This window comes from Clostridium sp. CTA-1 (genome assembly GCF_054768215.1).
In genome coordinates, this window is the sequence record NZ_BAAAAP010000006.1 from 79253 (window position 1) to 98418 (window position 19166).

A 19166-nucleotide genomic window follows, 5' to 3' on the forward strand; every position below is an offset into this window, starting at 1 on the left:
TTGGAGGTGTTTATCATCGCATATGTAAAAACAAACTGGATTGATGGCTTTACTGCACTAAACGCTGATAATCTAAATAAAATGGAGCAGGGTATATCTAACAATGGAATTCAAGTAGATGATGTTAAAGGTCAATTAGAAAGTTATGTTCTTAAAAGTTCATTTTCTCAAACTTTAACCACTAAAGGGTATACTATGCTTCCTAATGGTTTCTTATTACAATGGGGAGAAACTGGTGTTGTTCAAGATAAAGGTACTTTAAATATTACTTTTTCAACACCATTTCCTAATGCAGTATTTCATATAGTTGCTACAAATCTTGGTTCTGGAGCTGGTAACTATGGAACTTTAACAATTAGTAATCGCTCTAAAACTGGCTTTACAATTGGAAGATATAATGGTGCTGCAAATAGTGGAGCTTGTAGTTATCTTGCGGTGGGGTGGTAGTTAATGATTAAAGTATTTGAGCCTAATGCTAAAAATTTTACAACCAATGGAATAACTATATTAACTAATATAGTAGATCCAGAAATAGTAGAAGAATTAAACGGAAACTATTCTTTAAATTTTAAATATCCTATAGAGGAACCTAAAATTGTAAAAGGAACAATACAAGCTAATAAAAATATAATCATTGGTAAAAACACAATAGCAGGAACTAAAGCTAATGTTAATTTACATTCTAAAAGTTATTTTTTACAAGATAATTATATAGTGTATGCTAACAATCAGGCTTTTAGGATTTATAATGTAAAAAAGGATATGTCTATGATTAGTATTAATTGTAGGCATATTTTTTATGACTTATTAGATAATTTTTTAGAAGATTGTAAAATAACTAATTTGTCACGAATAGGTGCATTAAATTTGGTTTTAGCTGGAACACAATTCACACATAATTTCGTTGCTACTGGTAATACTGGACCAACTAGTGCAAGATACTTTGTAAGAAAAAATCCAATTGACTCTATAATGGGTAAAGAAGGTATTTTAGAAACATGGGGTGGGGAAATAGTAAGAGATAATTTTAATATAGGTATATGGGATTCTCGAGGAAATGATAGAGGCGTTTTAATCCAAGGTGGTAAAAATCTAATGGGTATAGAGGATAATTTAGATACAGATAATGTAATTACAAGGGTTATGCCTACAGGATTAGATGAAAATGGTACTGTTATTATTCTTCCTGAAAAATATATAGATAGTCCTAGTATAGATATGTACCCGCATCCTAAAATTAGACATATACATTATGGAGATATAAAAGTAAATAAAGAAATGGGAATAACTAAAGATGATGTAATAAGGCTATTAAGGTTGAAAATTAAGGATCTTTACGAAGTAGAAAAAATGGATATCCCAGAAGTTAATTACAAAGTAAATTTTATAGAGCTTTCTAAAACAGACCAATACAAAGATTATATATCTTTAGAAAAGGTGGAAGTTGGCGACACAGTAACAGTAAGATACAATAAATCAAATCTACACATAAAAGCTAAAGTTATAAAAACAACTAAGCATTTAAAAGGTAATGTATGGGTTAATGAAAAAGTTGAATTAGGTAATTTTAAAAAAAATGTATCAAACTCACTAAGTAAAATAGATAATATAACCACTAATGATGGAAAAGTTAAAGGTGATGCTATATGGGGAACTATAGATGCAACAAAGGCTAGTTTAAGAGCTATTGCTGATAATGCCGAAACACAAGTGGAAAGGGCTATAATATTCGAGGACAAAGACCAGAATTCTAGTACCTACGGAGCAATGTGTTTGGGCACACGTGGCTTCCAGATAGCTAGAGAAATGACAAATGATGAATGGCAATGGACAACATTTGGAACTGGACAAGGATTTACAGCAGATTTAATTAGAGCTGGTAATCTTCAATCATTGGATGGAACTTTAAAAATAGACTTAGGTGGGGGATCTTTTAAAACTTACAATTATGCTGGATTACCTGCTATAGATATGGAAGATATGAATTTATCTTTTTACGATTGGAAGAAAACTAATAGTAAAGCAGGAATGCTGTTTACATCATACCGAACAAATCAGCCAAATCAATTAGGTTTAAATTTAGCTCATTTTCAAGATTATATGTTGACATTATCTTATTATAAGCCTGAAGAAGAAAATTATGGTGGATATATTACCTTTGATAAATATTTAAAGGCAATAACTTCAAAGCAACCCATTACAGTATGGGAAAATATGCAAATCAGACGACCTATGTACTGGTATAAAAACGGCGATGGTGAAGCTATGAGTTCAATAGATTTGTGGAGTTCTGGACTTTCTATTGGATATATGGGAGATAATTCTAGGTTGAATTTTGGGCGAGCATGGTCATCTGAATTTGAAACTATGTTTAGTGCACTAAATCATAGAACTTCTGTAAATAACGTTGGATTTATAAGTTGGCAAAATGCAGAATTTAGTAAGGGTGTTAATATATTTGGAAATTTATCCGTATCTGGGGCTAAAAATTGCTTACAAAAAACAAAAGATTACGGTGAGCGCTTAATAAATGCTTATGAAACTCTTGGATATTATCTTGGAGATTTAGGAAGAGGTTTTATAGGTGAAGATGGAACTGCTTATATAGAAATAGAAGATATGGTAACACAAATAATGAATACTGATATTCCTTATCATGTTACTTACACTGAAATAATTCCTGAAATGTTAACTAACGAGGAAGTTAAACAGCGTTCTCCACTTAGGTTAGTTAAGATGACTTCGACTTATTTTGTACTAAAAGGAGAACCAGCAGCAGAATTCACATGGGAATTAAAAGCAAAACGCAAGGGATATGAAAATATAAGGGCTGAAAAATTCCAGGATCAAAATATATTAAACCATCCTGGGAGTATGGTTGACTTTGATAAATATGAACCTGTTAGCCTAGATGAAATATTGTTAAGAACTAAAAATATAGAAGATGATTTATTAGGAGGTATTTAATATGAAAAGATTAACTGGAACTGCAATTATTAATACTGCGGAAGGTAAAAGAATAGCTTTTACTTATTCTGAAATAGATGAGGAAACAGGTTCTATAATTGAGGATAATAAAAAAGAATCCTTTATAGCCTTAGATAACGAGTTCCTTAATACTATACATCAAGTAGAAAATTATATAAAAGAAAATAGATTAAAATAAAATGCATTACAAATAGTAAAAGAGGTGGATTAATGGCAATTTATGTTGGGGGAGATACAACAGAATTAGAGTATAATTTTTTTACTAAAGTAGCAGGAAGTATGGTGGAGTGTCCCATGAAATTTTATTGGACTAAGGCTACAGATTTATTACTTCCAAATGACCCAAACTGGCATGAAACCGACCAAAATAATTATGAGAAATTGAAAAAACAAGATAGTATATCTGCCATGGCAGATACAACGACAGCAGGAGAAAAAGCACAATTACTTGTGGAATTGGATTTAAATGGGCTATGTAACAGCCTTTATGGTGGAAATATATCACAATTAGAAAATGAAATTAAAAGCCTAAAAGTATCTGCTTATGCTAGAGCAGAAAGTTCAAATAGCGGTCAGATCCTTTATGATTGTAAATGTATAGTATGGAGAAGCAATGATAACTGGGCTAATTCTTATGTTGGAAGAAATAAAAACTCTATCATACAAGAAATAATAACTCCTAATCAAGATATGACAGCAGATAATATTGTTCAATGGTCTAAAGATAGAATAAATAATGGATTAGTATATGTTCTTATAACAAGTGAAAATCCTTCGGATGGAACTATTGCAAGTAAAGTATGGATAGATTATATAAATATTACATTAAAATTAAATAGACAACAAGATAAAATGCAACCAATAGAAGTGGAACTAGGAGAAGAATGGAGTATTTTAATCAAAGGTTTTAGTCCTTCAGGGGATAGTACAAACTCAGAGAAGTATCTGTTCTGGATGGGTAACGATAGTGAAGCTATATCTTATAGATATATTACTGGAAATATAGGTAGACTAGGTATTCAGCATAATTTGCAATGGAGTACAACCCCTAATATGCCTACATTTAGAGATAAAAAATTTACGGCAAATAATTATTTAATACAATATAAAAATAAAGTATATACAATGTATCATTTAGATTCACAAGGAGTAAGAAAAGGAATATTTACAGACAATGTTGATTTTAGTGCTGGATTATATAAATTTTATTTAGCTCAAACTAGCAATGGTAATTTACAAGGTGATGCATTTTTTGAAGACGTTCAATTTTTAGATAGAGTATTTACAGACCAAGAAGCTGAAATAATTTTAAAAGATAAAAACCCAAATATAGTTCCCAATTTTAATAGTAGTTGGTATATACACCCAAATGCAACTGTTAATTTAGATGGTTCAATATTAACATTGGTAGCCACAGCAAATTATCAAGGGAGCTCAATTATACTCCCAATATTGCCTAACAACAGATATAAAATTGAGGTAGAAATAGAAGACATTAATAATCTAGCACATGTAGCAATTACACAAAGGTGTAATAATATTAATATAAGCGCTGCTAGGGTTTTTGATAATTCAGGTACTTATAATGGTGAATTTATAACGCAGGATAAAATCAATACACTGGTTATTGCCTGCCAAAATACAGGTACTGGAACTTTTAGATTTAAAAATTTAAGATTAAAAAGATTAGATTAAAAATTATAAGTAGGAGGGGAATAATATAGTGTTTTATTACAATGTAGAAAAATCAATAACTAATATATATGATTCAAATGAGCTTCAAATAGTCGGTTATGTAGATGTATTTTTAGGGGAAAGAAAAGAAAATAAGTTAACCACTATAAGCTTTAATAAGTTGGGCATATACTTAGCTTTTAAAGATTGCCCTAAAGACAGAGATGAATTTGATAATTTTATAGAAAATAAGGCTTTAGAGAGAATTAATAAAGAAGAGATCCAGGAGAAATTAAAGGAAATTAAATTAGCCTATAACATGGGATTACTAGAATAAGATTTAAGAAAAAACTTAGGTCTTTTTTTATTACCCTAAATTACTTAGAGAGGTGACGCATGAATATTGAATTAGGTGTACTTTGTACTACATTAGGTGCAACTATAACGTATTTGAACTTTAAAAGAATTAAAGACAAGGACAGTAAGGAAAATGGTAAGCATCAAGGTGTAACCGACTTAAAATTAGATTATATTTCAAAGGGGGTAGATGATATAAGATTAGATTTAAAGGCAGCTGATAGAAAAATAGAGGATATAAATACGAGATTAATTAAAGTAGAAGAAAGTAGCAAAAGTGCACATCATAGAATTGATTCATTATTAAGGGAGGATTAATATGAAACTTCTAAAAGATTTTTTGCAAATAAAGAAGATTATAGCATTACTAACTACTATAGTGTTTTGTATTTTAAGTATTAAAGAGAGCTTATCAAGTACTCAGTTTTTAGATGTTTTTACATTAATAATAGGATTTTATTTTGGACAAAGTTCAGCTAGACAAGCAGTAAAGGAAAGTAAAGAGCAGGAATAAAACCTGTTCTTTTTTTATTAAATTTATAGGAGGAATGTTTTATATTATTTAATTTAAATCCAGGACACACATTAAGTGGTGGAGATGTAGGAACTAGAGGAATAAATGGATTAAAAGAAGAAGTATTAACAAGGCAATTAGTGGCGGAAATAGATAAAGAATTAAGAGGCAGAGGACATAGCACTAACAGATGTAGAGTAGATTATGCATCAACATTACAAGAAAGTTTAAATAAGCAGGTAACCTTGTGTAATTTAGTAAATGCAGATTTAAATATCTGCATACATTTTAACACTACAGTAGGTGGCTATGGATCAGAAGTGTATACTTATGGTGGTAAGCATTTAGTAGAAGCAGATATAGTATTAAAAGAACTGAATAAATTAGGATTTAGGAATAGAGGAATCAAAGACCAACCTTTAGCACTAACTAAAAGAACTAAAGCAAAAACAATTTATATAGAAGTATGTTTTATAGATAGTTCTGGAGATGTGGCCATACTTAATAAATATGGCATGAATGGAATTGCTAAGGCAATAGTAAATGGTGCTTTAGGAACATCTTGAAATGTAACACCAAGCAAGCCATCTACTAGCGATAATGGATGGATTAATTTAGATGGGAAAACAGGTACTATATGCACTCCAAGTGGTGTAAATGTTAGAGAAAAGAAATCTACAAGTTCCAGAATATTAGGGGCTTTACCTAATGGTGCAAAGATTAAACTATATAGAAAGAGAGGAGATTGGATACATATTTATTATCCTCCACATGGTGGATATATTTATGGTAAATATGTAAGATATTAAATTTAAAAGGTACTTATATAATGGGAGTACCTCCTTTTTTATGAATTATGGTAAAATTTTTAAATGAAATAAATGAATTATAGGTAGATTTTCAAGACAATTAGAATATTAAATTAAGAAAATACTTCTATATAATAAGTTATATTTAAAATATAGAATAATGCATGAAAAAGTACGAATATGCAGGATAAAAAAAGAAGGAGTTCGATTAACTGTGAAGAATATGGATATTGATGGTAAAAACATAAAATAAAATAGACAAATAGGAGGAAGCAACATGAAAAAAAAGGCAACTTTATTAAGTATCTTTCTAGCTGCATTTATGACTTTATTATTAAATGTAGGTAATGTTAAGGCTGCAGCAACTGGGCAAGATATAGTAAACTATGCCAAACAATTTCAAGGAGTTCCATATGTTTGGGGAGGTAAGTCACCAAGTGGATTTGATTGTGCAGGCTTTGTATACTATGTATATAAAAATGCTGCAGGTATAGAATTGCCAGGAGATACATATGGACAGATTACAAAAGGTACTCCAGTATCACAAAGTAATTTACAACCGGGAGATTTAGTATTTCCACATACGGGTCATGTAGGCATATATGTTGGAAATGGGCAAATGATACATGCTCCAAAAACAGGAGATGTAGTAAGAATTGCACCAGTATATGGATTTTATGCAGGTAGAAGAATTATAAATAAACAACAATCTTATGCTAAAGTAGATGGTTGGGGAGCATTACCTCATAATGGTACCTCCGCAATGAATTTAATAATAAAAGATTACTCTGATGATGTAGCTAGGGTTTTTGCATGGGTTGACAATGATTCAAATTCATCTTGGGCATTTGAAAAAGTACCAGAAAATGATAAGTATACAAAATTGTATAAAGGAACAAATAGGTATATAAATTTTAGAAATGGTGGACAACCTTTCACACCTGGTGCAAGTTACAAAATAACAGTTAGAGGTTATGATAATAATAGAAAGGTTATATGTACAGAAACTATAAGTTTAAAAGTGCCAAATGCAATAACAAATTCATCAGCTAAACCAGTTTTATCAGGTTCATTTACTGTAACATCATCAACAGTAGCAAGAGATTATCCAAGACAAAACGGTTCAGTAACTAGAAATTTAAAAAAAGGTGATAAAGTAGATGTATATGCGGTATATGGAGATTGGTATTTAGTTGCAAGAGGAACTCCTCAATGGGTAGAGAAACAATATTTAACAAGATAGATAATTGAAAGCAGTCCATAATTGGGCTGCTATTTTTTATTATTTAAAGGAATTTTTAGTATTTATAGAATATTAAATATAATAGCTTTCTATAAGTTATACATAAACCTCTACATAAAAAAAGAACCCCATTTTATTACTGGAGTTCAGGCTGTTGATAAACATATTTTGTTAACAGCCTGGGGTGGCAATTACGATATTGCTACCTGAATCTTTTCCACACTAGTTTCAAATGTCCTTGATTTCATACAAAATATTATAAACCATAAACAGAGTAATATCAACGGATACAGGTATGTAAAAATTTTATTAAACTTTGCAAAAACAAATTAGGGGTTCGACTCCCCTAGGAGCTACCAAATTGTAAGAAATGCTGTAAATACCAGTATTTGTAGTGCTTTTTTTATTTTAAATTTTAAAGCTGGGTACTGCTAAACACTATAATTTAATATATATTTATTTATTTTCAAGATTTTGTTTTTGAGCTGCAATGGTTAATAAAATAGTTCCTACTGCGGCAACGAGATTTCCAAGTACATTTAATTCGTTGGCATTTTTCCCTCTAGATAATTCTAAGGCTATTAAATTAGCAAGGAGAGCCAATTCTTCAGGGCTTATACAATTTAGATCCTTCATATATATAACTCCTTTTATAGTATATACTATATTAAATGATATACTATAAAATTTGGTTAATGAAATATCCTCATTAATAATAAAAAGTCGATTATTTAGTATATAAAGATGATAAATATATAATAGAATTTAGAGTAATTTAGAAGTGTTTATTAATTTAGATGCTTTTAATTATTTGTAAAAAATAAGTATTAGGAAAATTTAGAAAAAAATATTGACAACCCTTAGGATGTGATATATAGTTTTATTAAGTGGTATAATTTACTACTTAATAAAACTATTTTTACTATTTATTATTATATTATATAGGGGATATTCTTATTTACGCCTCTTTATTTTATTTTTATTTAAAGGATTTCTATTAATATAGAGGTCTTTTTTTTATTTAAAGGATTTTTATCAATGTAGAAATCTTTTTTATTTCAAATTATATAAAAAGAGTAATAGATAGTTTAGAGAATATAGTACCACAAGAATATAATATTTTTCATTTAATAAAGTGAAGAATTTAATAAAGTTATAACTTTAGTTGAATATAATAATATAAAGAGAGGAGGAGTAGACTTGAAACTAACTTATGTATTAGATACTAATGTTATTTTGTATTCACCAGGAGCTATATTTTCTTTTGCTGATAACGATGTAGTTATACCTGAAGTAGTTTTAGAAGAATTAGATAGCTTTAAAAAAAATAATAATGATTTAGGGGCTAATGCTAGGTATGCGGCAAGAATAATAGATAAATTAAGAAAAAATGGAAGTTTAATAGATGGTGTAGTGTTACCTGGTGGAGGAACTTTAAGGGTGCAAATGAATCATTATGATGTAAAATTGCCTCCATCTTGGGATAAGAGTAAGCCAGATAATAGAATAATACAAGTTTGTAAAGGATTAAAAGAAAAAGGGGAAGAGGTAGTATTAATTACAAAGGATACTTTTGAGAGGATAAAGGCAGATACTATTAATATAGATGTAGAAGATTTTTATGAAAAGGTAGTACCAGAATATGAAAGTCAATATAAGGGAAGATGTGAAGCTTTTGCATCTCACAATACTTTAGAAAATTTTTATAAGAATAAATATATAAATGTAGAAAACCTATTTTTTTATTCAGAGGAAAAGAATGATTACTATAAAGCAGAAATTAATATAAATGAATTTATATTAATTAAGTCTATGGAAAATCCAAAACAAACAGCGCTGGGAAGATATAATGGAGAAAAAGTTGTTCCTCTTTTTTACAAAGATATCAAGCCTTTAGGAATAAGTCCTAGAAACATAGGACAAAAGTTTATGTTAGAAGCTCTTTTAACAGATTCTAAAAATGCACCATTAGTCATAGTAAAGGGACCTGCAGGTACAGCTAAAACTTTATTTTCTCTAGCCACAGGACTTCATAAAGTTATGGAAGAGGGAGAAGAGGGATATAGAAAGCTTTTAGTATGTAGGCCTAATGTAACTATGGATGAAGATATAGGCTTTTTACCTGGAACAGAGGAAGAAAAAATAATGCCTTTTATGCGACCTATTTTTGATAATTTAGAGATCTTAGTGGATTCTGATGAAAAGGAAAGATATAAAAATGAAAAGGAATTATATGATAAAATAAAAGAGTTATTTGATAGAAGAATTATAACTACAGAAGCAGTAGCCTATTTGAGAGGTAGATCTATAGTAAAAAATTGGGTTATAATAGATGAAGCTCAAAATTTAACACCAAAACAAGTTAAGGCTGTTATAACTAGAGTAGGACAAGGAACGAAACTTATATTAGTAGGTGATCCAGATCAAATAGACCAACCATTTTTAGATTCTAGGTCAAATGGTTTATGTTATGCATCAGAAAAAATGAAGGGAAGTAAACTTTGTTATCAAGTAACATTAAAGGACCATGAATGTGAAAGATCACCATTAGCCTATGAAGGAGCAAAGCGATTATAAACAGAGTTCTTGGCTTCAGAGGAAGTTATTACTTCCACTGAAGTTCATTAACAGAATTCTTAGGAGTTTTACTCCTTAGAAGTCGTTATCCTTTAGGAAAAATCGTTATCCAGGGACATAGCCGCTCTTTACTCTTAACTTTAAGAAGATGGGAGTATTAGAGCGGGTAGTCATCGGATAAATTTTATACTATAGATAAGTAAAGGGTGTCTCAAAGTTAAATATATTTTGAGATGCTCTTTATATTTTATGTAATATAATTTATTTTAATGAAAATTATGGTGATTACTGTATAAATAGCTTTAATTTGGACAATTTATTGTGGTTTAAAGAAAAATTAAATGAATTTTAGAAAGTTTTACAATATTTCATAAAGCTTACTATTTAAAAAAATTTATATTTAGTGTACAATAATGAAAGATGTAAAATAAAGAGAAAGGAATTTTTAGATGGAAAATAAAGAGAAAAAGTCGAAAAATAAGAAATTTTCTTTTAAAATATTTTTATATTTTATAATTTTTGAGTTGTTTTTTACAGCAGCTACAGCGCCCTTTATAATATTTCATGGGCCTTTTAAAAATGTTAAGAAAACTATGGTGGGAGCAGCTATGACTACTTTAAGCCATCAATATATAGCTAAGACATTTTTGTCAGATGCTGAAATAAAAGAGATACTAGGTGAAGATTCTATACAAACTATAAAACAAGATAAAAATTCTGTACTAAAATTTGAAAATAAACATGATAGTACAATAGAAAGATATGATATAAGTTACGGTAAAAAGTTTAAGGGATATATGTTAGTAGTTCATGATCCAACTAGAGTAAAGGTTGGATATAGTTCAAAATTAGGGGTACAGGGAGAACTTACAAGTCAGATAGCAAGAAACAAAAGAGCTGTTGCAGCTATTAATGCTGGTGGTTTTACAGATAAATCAGCTAATAGCAAGTGGACAGGTACCGGTGGAAATGTTGAAGGAGTAATAATTAATAAAGGTGAAGTTAAATACAATAGTGATAAGCAAGGAAACTTTACAGGAGATGTAGCAGCCATAACTAAAAAGGGAGCTTTACTTGTAGGTAAACATAGTTTACAAGAATTAAAAAATTTGAATGTACAAGAAGCCATAACTTTTGGACCAGCTTTAGTAGTAAATGGACAAGGTACCATAACTTCTGGAGATGGTGGATGGGGAATGGCACCTAGAACCGCCATTGGACAAAAAAAAGACGGAGCTATACTTATGCTGGTTATAGATGGTAGGCAAGCATCTAGCTTAGGGGCTACCTTAAAAGATGTACAAGATATCATGTTACAATATGATGCATATACTGCTACAAATTTAGACGGTGGATCTTCAACTACAATGTATCATGAAGGTGAAGTTATAAATAATCCTGCCAATTCTTTAGGCGAAAGATCAGTACCATCTATTTTGTATGTTGAACCTTAGGAGGAAAATATGAAAGTAGTAAAAAAAATAATATTATGGGTAATGATTTCATTAACGTTACAATTCGCAGGATTGTTTTATATTGATAAATATTTTTTAGCATCAGGGGGAACTAAGATAAAGGCTAAAAAAGTTACAAATACAGGAACGGAAAATAAAGATTATGATGTAAATATACCAGAAAACGTAGAAGAGTTAGATGTATCCTTTAATGGAAAATATATTTCTTATTTTAAAGATAATAAATTGAATGTAATCAACACTAAAAATGGTGAAAAAAAGAATATTGAGTTTGAAAGTAAAAAAGATAGATTAGAATATATATGGCTTTCAGATAGAAATAGAATTATATATACGGAAAATAAAGAAGGACAAGTATTGCTAAATTCTTATGATGTAGATAAAGATCAAAAGGATAAAATATGTGAATTCAATTTTGAAAGTTCAAGTGCTAAAATTGAGGATATAAAAGCAGCACCACTTATGAATTTAATATATGTTAAGGTAAATGTTGGTGGAAATAATAATAGATTATATAGTGTTAATATAATGAAAGAAAAAGATAGAATAGATATAATGACAGAAGCGGTTGGAGACATGAATATAGTTCCTCATGAAGATATATTGATTTATGAGGATAAAATAAATAAAAAGATTTTTGCTACACATAGTGAATCATCCATAAATATAGAAGGCGTAAAATCACCAAAATTGTTATCTATAGATGATAACGATAATGTATATATAGGAGAATTACAGGAAGAAAAAGTAGTAAAAGTTTATTATGGTAATGTAAAAAATAACACATCTACTTGGAAATCATTAGATATACCTAATGGAGCTAAAGTAAAAGATATTTATGTTTCACCACTAGGAAGCGTATATGTAAATGATGACTTAAGGGGTGTTATAAAAGAGATAAGCACAGGAAAAGAGACAAAGTATTCTGGAGTTATGATGAAGATGTATATAGATGGAGTAGCTTCTATTAGTGATGGTAAGTTAGTAAAAACTAAGTTTAAATAATAATATAAAATCCAAGTGTACATGAAAATAATTAAAAAGGATTATTAGGTATAATAAATTTGAGGTTGTCTCAAAATAAAATATATTTTGAGATAACCTTTTTTTCTATAATTCTATTTATAAGATGAATTTTCTAATACAAATAATAGGGTATAGCCAATATTTTTATAAAATATATAACAATTTGGTTATTTTTTTTTACAAAATTGTTAAAAAGTATAAATTATATATAAAGCTATTCGATACTATAAATATAAAGAAGTATTAAATTAAATATTAAATGTCATTTAATTTAATATTTAATGGTAAGGGGTGAAAGATATGTTAAAATTTAATGAACACGTACTGACAACTACTAATAACAATAATAATAAGGTTACTGTGGCTCCAGGAAGTTGTTGCTGCTGCTCTTGTTGCTGTTGCGTTAGTGTTAGTGTAGGTGGCGGTTCAGCATCAACAGGTGGCGGAGCAGCTGCTGGACAAGGTGGAAATTAATAATTTTATCTTGTACAAGCATCTTTCACAATTCAATTATTTAATAATAATTTAAACTCAACTAGCCAGGTGATTATAATTTAATATTATTTTATCACCTGGCTAATATCATTTAAATATTTAATTTATATTTAAAATTTAAAAATATACACAAGGAGCTAAAAATGTTACTAAAAAACTTGAAGAAACAAAAAGTAAAAAAGCAAAAAAATACTGATATAGAAAATAGAATGCTTATTCATTTTAATACTCAGTATTCTAGTATATCACCCTATGCTGATAGTACTGTGGTTAAAACCCCAGATACAGTAATAAAAGGGAGTTTATACTCTAAACATAACAGATTTGTAAGTGAAGAATATCTCTTAAATTATAGATCTAACAATAATAATTTAGGATTTAGAACAGGAGTAGCAAGTTTTTTCCAAAGGGATGCTGCTTTAACTTCTGTAAATTTAAATATGGAAGAAGAAGGGGAAGATATTATAGAACTTCCATCTTTTAAAAATATAAGAGTAGGTTTATCAACAGCTATAAAATCCAGACGGAGTGTAAGAAGATATTCTAATAAATTTATGTCTTTAAATGATGTGGCAAATATACTTTACTATACTCAGGGGATATGTGATGAAGTAGAACCATATAATCTTGAAAGTAATGAAAAAAAAATTAAACTGCGAGCTAATCCATCCGCAGGAGGGTTATACCCTATACAATTATATGTATATATGAAAAATATAAAAGACCTAGAGGATGGCGTATATACATACTATCCTTATTCTCATAGTCTAAAACCTATTAAAGTGAATAAAGAAAGTTTAAAGATAGATAAGTTGGCAGAATTTGGAACTTTGAATTCTGAAAATGCAAATATAATTGTTTTTTATGTATATAATTTCTTGAAAAATTCAAGAAAATATGGGGATGGAGGTTTTGCTTATGCATTAATTGAAACAGGAGAAATTGCTCAAAATCTGCAACTAGTGTCTACGGCTTTAGGTTATGGAGCTTGTGATATAGGGGGATATGAAAAACAATACATAGAAGAGCTTTTAAATATAGATGGAGTATTAAAACATGTAGTACATATGACTGTTGTAGGTTGGGAACAGGAGGATTAATTATGGAAAATAATACTATATACAAATTAAGCAATAATTTAAGAATATATGATAGCGGTGAAAATGAAATAAGATTTAGAAGTGGATTGTGGAACTATAATGAAGCAGTTTTAGACTTAAGCTCAGAGACACCAAATTTTATAAAAGCTTTTAGAATTATTATAAATGATTTGAAAAATAATAAAGCTTTTTCAATGAAATATTTAGATAAACATAATCTAAATGACCAAGAGAAGAATAATTTAATTAATGTTATAAGCTCTTTAAGTGAAGCAGGTATGTTATGTAGTGAAAATGAAAAAGACAATGAATTTGAAATGTCAAAGGCATTATTAGGGGATTTTAGATATAATCTTAATAAAAAAGAGGGGGAGCCCCAAAAAGTATTATTTATATCAGATAATGATTATGCTAAAGAAACTGCTAAAAGTTTATCTGATGGAATGAATATGAAATTAGATTTATGTGCAAAAGAAACTATAGATAATATAATTTCTATGGATTTAACTTCTAATTTGGATGCTTTAGAAAAAAAATCAAACACAGAGAATCTAAAAAATAAATTAAAGAATTACTCTAGCATATTAATATGTATGGGGCACATTAATATGAATTTATTTAGAAATATAAATAGAGTATCTATAGAACTTAAAAAACCTATTATTATGTCCTTTATTGATGGCCCATTTATAACTATTTTAAGTACATTACCACCTAAAACGGGATGTCTAGAGTGTTTTGAACAAAGAATACTATCAAGACTTGAAGATCATGTTTTATATCATAAATTTATAGAAAGTGACTTCAAAACTAGTGAAAAACCTCATAAATCCATAATTCCTTTATTAAATATTATGACTAATATGTTGATATCTGAAGGGTTTTTAATAAATAATTTTAATACTTGTAAAATTGAAGGTAGGGTACTTAGTATATTTGTACCTACTTTAGAAATACAAACTCAAGATTTATTAAGAGTACCATTTTGTCCTGCTTGTGGAAATATATCAAAGGCTAAGTTAAGTGAAATAAATATATCCACTAGAAATATTGTGGATGAAATTTTAGAAGATATTAATTCTTAACTAGGAGGCTTTGAGATGATAAAATTTTACCCAAGTTTTAATAATATATTAGAGAACTTTAAAGCTTTATCAGGAAATCAAAGTGGTATATTAGAAGCATCCTGTATGCCTGTAGTTAATTTTAATAGTGATGTGTTTTTGAAAAGTATAACAGGAAACATGCCAGATTATCATAAACAAGTATTTAATAAGGATGTATCTATGCAATATCACATAATAGGTTATGGATCCCATTATGAGGAAGCTTTAATTAAATATACCGGTGAAAGTATTGAAAGGTATTCTAGTATTATGGGACCTACACTATTAAAGGATAAGATTATATATAAAAGTCATAAGGAATTAAGCAAAAATAATAAAGTGATGCCTTTAAAATATATAGATGTATTTACAGAAAAACAAATAAAAAAAGCTAAAGAATTAAATGTGGCTATTTGTGATAAAAAAGTAAAAGAAGATGACATAATAGGATGGATTAAATGCCCTTCTTTATTAAACAAAGGTGAAGAAATATATGTACCAGCAAAAATGATGTTTGTAGGCTATGAAGAGGATAAAAGTAAAGGAGAAATGAATTTTATACCATCCTTTAGTACAGGTACTGCAGCTCATAAAAGTCTTAAAAAAGCTCTTTTAAATGCTCTAATTGAATATATTCAAATTGATTCTTTTATGATTACTTGGTATACAAAAGGGAAATGTTCTTTAGTTAAAATAGATGATGAAAATGTGCTTAAAGTTTTAGAAGATGTAAATCTAGGAGAAAATTCTCCCTATGAAATAATACCTGTATATATGGCTTTAGAGGAATGCCCTATACATAATTTTGGAGTTTTTTTAAGAAGAAAGGATAATAAACTTCCTTATTTACTATTTGGTGTACAAGGAGGATTAGATGCTTCGCATGCTCTAACTAGAGGAATAATGGAAGCAGCTTCAATATCCTATGGAGCATATTTTAATACGATTTATAATAAAAATATGCTAAATAATGTGATGAAAGATGATCATAAATTTTTGGATTTAGATTCAAATGTGCTATATTATTCTCTTCCAAGCAAAATTGAAGAAAAAAATAAACTAGTAGAAGAGTTTATAGAGAATGAAATTAATTTAAGTTCTTTAAATAAATTAAATATAGAAGATGTAGATGAGCAGATAAAGACTTTATTAAATTATTTAAAAAATATGAGTGAATATGCAGTATATTTAGATTTAACGCCGCCAGAAACTAGGGACAAGGGTTGGTATGTTATGAGAGTTATGATTCCAGAATTAATTGAAATGTGTATACCAGAGTTTCCCTTTGAAAATCATCCAAGAATGAAAAAATATGGGGGGGTAATTAATGAACATCCGCACCCAATGCCTTAATTTATTAATACTATTAGTTACCTTTAATCCGATAGTATTAACTCAGTTATTTTTAAATAATGAAAAATCCTACAATGAATCATTGAAAAAAAGCCTTAAAATACTAGCTATAATTTATATAATAATACTCATGGGGATATTTGTTATTTCCCAGGAAAAATTTTATATAAATATAGATAATAATTACTATTGGTATATTATTGCTGTTATATTTGTACCATTAACTATAATTTTGGAAATAATTGTAGGATATATTGTGATAGGTATTTCTGATAAGATCCTTCCCAAATTTAAAATATCCTTGGCATTTACAAAAACCAATATTAATGTGATTATATTATCTGTTTTTATAGGTATTTTTGAAGAAGTTGTATATAGACAATTATGGTTTAATATTTTATTTAAAGATTTTAAGTTACATATAGTGGGAGTTTTTATTATTACATCCTTTGTATATGCCTTAAATCATATATTTTTAGGTAAACAGGTATTATTTCAAAAAATACTAGCAGGGGTTGTTTATGGAGGATTATTTTATTTTAGTGGATTTAATATATTAATTCCTATAATAACTCATTGCTTAGAAAATACAGTCATTCTCTTGAAAGGTTGATAAGTTTATGAGTTTATATTTTAAAATTTTAGTATTTATTTTAATGAGTATGTACATAGTACTGCTTTATTTACCTATTAATATTAATTATAAAAAATTTAAATCTATAAAAAAATTATGTTTAAATTTAGGTGGATTTATAGGAATATCACCAACTAATTGTTGGAAATTAATAAAATATATACATTTATTAATTATAGGTGTAATACCCATGGCATACTTTTTATACAAAGGTTTTGTTAAAAGTTATAACATATATACCCAAACAAATATAATTGAGTCTTTTATTTTGATAATATTGTCTTTTATAGGGGTTTTAGAAATAAGCTTTTTTATAATTATAGTTATTATTTCATATTTAATGAAAAAGGATAGTAGAAAAGAAATGAGTAAGGTATCCTGGATAAAATTTAATAAAAGATATCCATTTCATACAGGAATAGTTAAACCAATAATATATGCTTTCTTTGAAGTGATTCTTTATTATTATGTAATGTTATATATATTTAATGATTTTTTAGAATTACCTCTTATATATTCTATTACTGGCATAGCAATATTATATTGCGTAAGTAAATTAGTTTTTACAAAAAACAAAGAGCAAGCCTTAATATATGGAATTTGGGCCTTTGTTTTAAATTTTATTGGGTCTTGTATAATGATTTACAGTAATTCCATCATTCTTACTCTTATTCTATATTTATTTTATTCATTTATAATAGCTTTTAAAGAATAAACCTTAAACATTATACTTTTAGAGAATAGTAAATCGTATATTTTATACAAGAAATGTTATATGAAAAAATATACACTATATCCTTTTATCATATGTATAAAATATTATAAATGTTTATTTTGCACGATTACTGTAGGAGATATTACAAAGGAGATGATCTTATGAATATTGTAGAAATAAAAAATCTTGAAAAAAAATTCGGACAAAATACTGCCGTTAATAACATAAATTTAGCTGTTAAAGAGGGACAAGTCTTTGGATTTCTAGGGCCAAATGGGGCAGGAAAAAGTACTACTATAAATATGATTTGTGGACTTTTAACTCCAACTAAAGGTGAAATATTTATCTTAGGTAAGAAAATGGACAATAAAGCTAAGGATTTAAAAAATAATATTGGCATTGTTCCTCAAGATATAGCTATATATGAGGATTTAACTGCCTATGAAAATGTAGCTTTCTTTGGAGGTCTTTATGGTATAAGAGGACAAGAACTAAAAGAAAGAGTAAAGGAAACCTTAGAATTTGTTGGCTTATTAGATAGAGCAAAGGATTTTCCATATAAATTTTCTGGTGGTATGAAGCGTAGATTAAACATTGCTTGCGCTCTAGTACACCAACCTAAACTTATTATAATGGACGAGCCTACCGTAGGTATTGATCCCCAATCAAGAAATCATATCTTAGAGTCTATAAAAAAGCTAAATGAAAGAGGGTGTACAATAATATATACAAGTCATTATATAGATGAAGTAGAACAATTATGTACAGATATAGCTATTATTGATAAGGGAACTATCATTGCTAAGGGTAAAAAAGATGAACTAGTAGAAAAATATTCGGACTTAAATATGGTTGTAATTAATACTGAAAATTTAACTAAAGTAGATATAAAAGCATTAAAATCTATAGATGGCGTAATAGAGGTTAATATTAAAGAAAATACTATTGAAATTACAAACAAGTCATCTGATAATTTGGATGATATAATCATGTACTTTTTAAAGAATAAAATTAAAATAAAAAATATAGAAAATAAACATAGTGATTTAGAAACAATATTCCTTAAATTAACTGGCAAAAAATTAAGAGATTAGAGGTGA

19 protein-coding genes and 1 pseudogene are annotated in these 19166 nt (G+C 28.2%); 19 read left to right on the top strand and 1 reads right to left on the bottom strand.

The window, feature by feature from the left end; translation table 11 throughout:
• Positions 1-6 precede the first annotated feature (6 nt).
• The 9 genes and pseudogenes from ACYUEW_RS06395 to ACYUEW_RS06435 all read left to right on the top strand — a co-directional run bounded on the left by ACYUEW_RS06395 (position 7) and on the right by ACYUEW_RS06435 (position 7585).
• Positions 7-447 (top strand): gp53-like domain-containing protein, encoded by a 441-nt coding sequence (locus tag ACYUEW_RS06395; protein ID WP_030033403.1) that lies wholly within the window; start codon positions 7-9, stop codon positions 445-447.
• Between the two features lie 3 nt (positions 448-450).
• Positions 451-2967: a phage tail spike protein gene (locus ACYUEW_RS06400; protein ID WP_460276473.1), complete on the top strand. Its 2517-nt coding sequence runs from the start codon at positions 451-453 to the stop codon at positions 2965-2967.
• A 1-nt stretch (position 2968) separates the two neighbouring features.
• Positions 2969-3166, top strand: coding sequence for a hypothetical protein (locus ACYUEW_RS06405; protein WP_030033404.1), 198 nt, complete (start codon positions 2969-2971; stop codon positions 3164-3166).
• Between the two features lie 32 nt (positions 3167-3198).
• Entirely contained in the window at positions 3199-4683 is a 1485-nt protein-coding gene (locus ACYUEW_RS06410; RefSeq protein ID WP_460276474.1) for a hypothetical protein, read from the top strand.
• 28 nt (positions 4684-4711) lie between these two features.
• Positions 4712-4999: a hypothetical protein gene (locus ACYUEW_RS06415; protein WP_460276475.1), complete on the top strand. Its 288-nt coding sequence runs from the start codon at positions 4712-4714 to the stop codon at positions 4997-4999.
• 59 nt (positions 5000-5058) lie between these two features.
• Positions 5059-5337 carry an SNARE domain-containing protein gene (locus tag ACYUEW_RS06420; protein ID WP_460276476.1) on the top strand — a complete coding sequence of 93 codons (279 nt, stop codon included), beginning with the start codon at positions 5059-5061 and terminating at the stop codon, positions 5335-5337.
• Position 5338: 1 nt separating this feature from the next.
• Positions 5339-5533 carry a hypothetical protein gene (locus tag ACYUEW_RS06425; RefSeq protein WP_460276477.1) on the top strand — a complete coding sequence of 65 codons (195 nt, stop codon included), beginning with the start codon at positions 5339-5341 and terminating at the stop codon, positions 5531-5533.
• Between the two features lie 41 nt (positions 5534-5574).
• Positions 5575-6342: pseudogene (locus ACYUEW_RS06430) on the top strand (N-acetylmuramoyl-L-alanine amidase).
• 277 nt (positions 6343-6619) lie between these two features.
• Complete coding sequence (locus tag ACYUEW_RS06435; protein WP_460276478.1) at positions 6620-7585, top strand: NlpC/P60 family protein; 966 nt, start codon at positions 6620-6622, stop codon at positions 7583-7585.
• Between the two features lie 456 nt (positions 7586-8041).
• Here the strand turns inward: ACYUEW_RS06435 and ACYUEW_RS06440 are convergent, their stop codons facing one another.
• Positions 8042-8221: a hypothetical protein gene (locus tag ACYUEW_RS06440; RefSeq protein WP_003488379.1), complete on the bottom strand. Its 180-nt coding sequence runs from the start codon at positions 8219-8221 to the stop codon at positions 8042-8044.
• A 564-nt stretch (positions 8222-8785) separates the two neighbouring features.
• On the opposite strand from ACYUEW_RS06440, the gene ACYUEW_RS06445 reads away from it, so the two are divergent.
• From ACYUEW_RS06445 to ACYUEW_RS06490, 10 genes are all read left to right on the top strand, one after another.
• Positions 8786-10162, top strand: a complete 1377-nt coding sequence (locus ACYUEW_RS06445; protein WP_003488381.1) for a PhoH family protein — start codon at positions 8786-8788, stop codon at positions 10160-10162.
• Positions 10163-10611: 449 nt separating this feature from the next.
• Entirely contained in the window at positions 10612-11616 is a 1005-nt protein-coding gene (locus tag ACYUEW_RS06450; RefSeq protein WP_003488383.1) for a phosphodiester glycosidase family protein, read from the top strand.
• Between the two features lie 9 nt (positions 11617-11625).
• Positions 11626-12642, top strand: coding sequence for a hypothetical protein (locus tag ACYUEW_RS06455; RefSeq protein WP_003488385.1), 1017 nt, complete (start codon positions 11626-11628; stop codon positions 12640-12642).
• A gap of 321 nt (positions 12643-12963) precedes the next feature.
• Positions 12964-13137 (top strand): clostridiolysin S, encoded by a 174-nt coding sequence (gene closA, locus ACYUEW_RS06460; RefSeq protein ID WP_003359769.1) that lies wholly within the window; start codon positions 12964-12966, stop codon positions 13135-13137.
• Positions 13138-13301: 164 nt separating this feature from the next.
• Positions 13302-14258: a SagB/ThcOx family dehydrogenase gene (locus ACYUEW_RS06465; protein ID WP_460276479.1), complete on the top strand. Its 957-nt coding sequence runs from the start codon at positions 13302-13304 to the stop codon at positions 14256-14258.
• A 2-nt stretch (positions 14259-14260) separates the two neighbouring features.
• On the top strand, positions 14261-15343 hold the full coding sequence (locus ACYUEW_RS06470; protein ID WP_460276480.1) for a streptolysin associated protein SagC: 1083 nt from the start codon (positions 14261-14263) through the stop codon (positions 15341-15343).
• A gap of 15 nt (positions 15344-15358) precedes the next feature.
• Positions 15359-16717, top strand: coding sequence for a YcaO-like family protein (locus tag ACYUEW_RS06475; protein WP_003488393.1), 1359 nt, complete (start codon positions 15359-15361; stop codon positions 16715-16717).
• Entirely contained in the window at positions 16692-17330 is a 639-nt protein-coding gene (locus tag ACYUEW_RS06480) for a CPBP family intramembrane glutamic endopeptidase (protein ID WP_042386110.1), read from the top strand. The genes ACYUEW_RS06475 and ACYUEW_RS06480 overlap by 26 nt, the downstream gene beginning before the upstream one ends.
• Positions 17331-17337: 7 nt before the next feature.
• Entirely contained in the window at positions 17338-18066 is a 729-nt protein-coding gene (locus ACYUEW_RS06485; protein ID WP_043031282.1) for a SagF family protein, read from the top strand.
• Between the two features lie 161 nt (positions 18067-18227).
• Positions 18228-19160, top strand: coding sequence for an ABC transporter ATP-binding protein (locus ACYUEW_RS06490; protein WP_043031283.1), 933 nt, complete (start codon positions 18228-18230; stop codon positions 19158-19160).
• Positions 19161-19166: the final 6 nt, after the last annotated feature.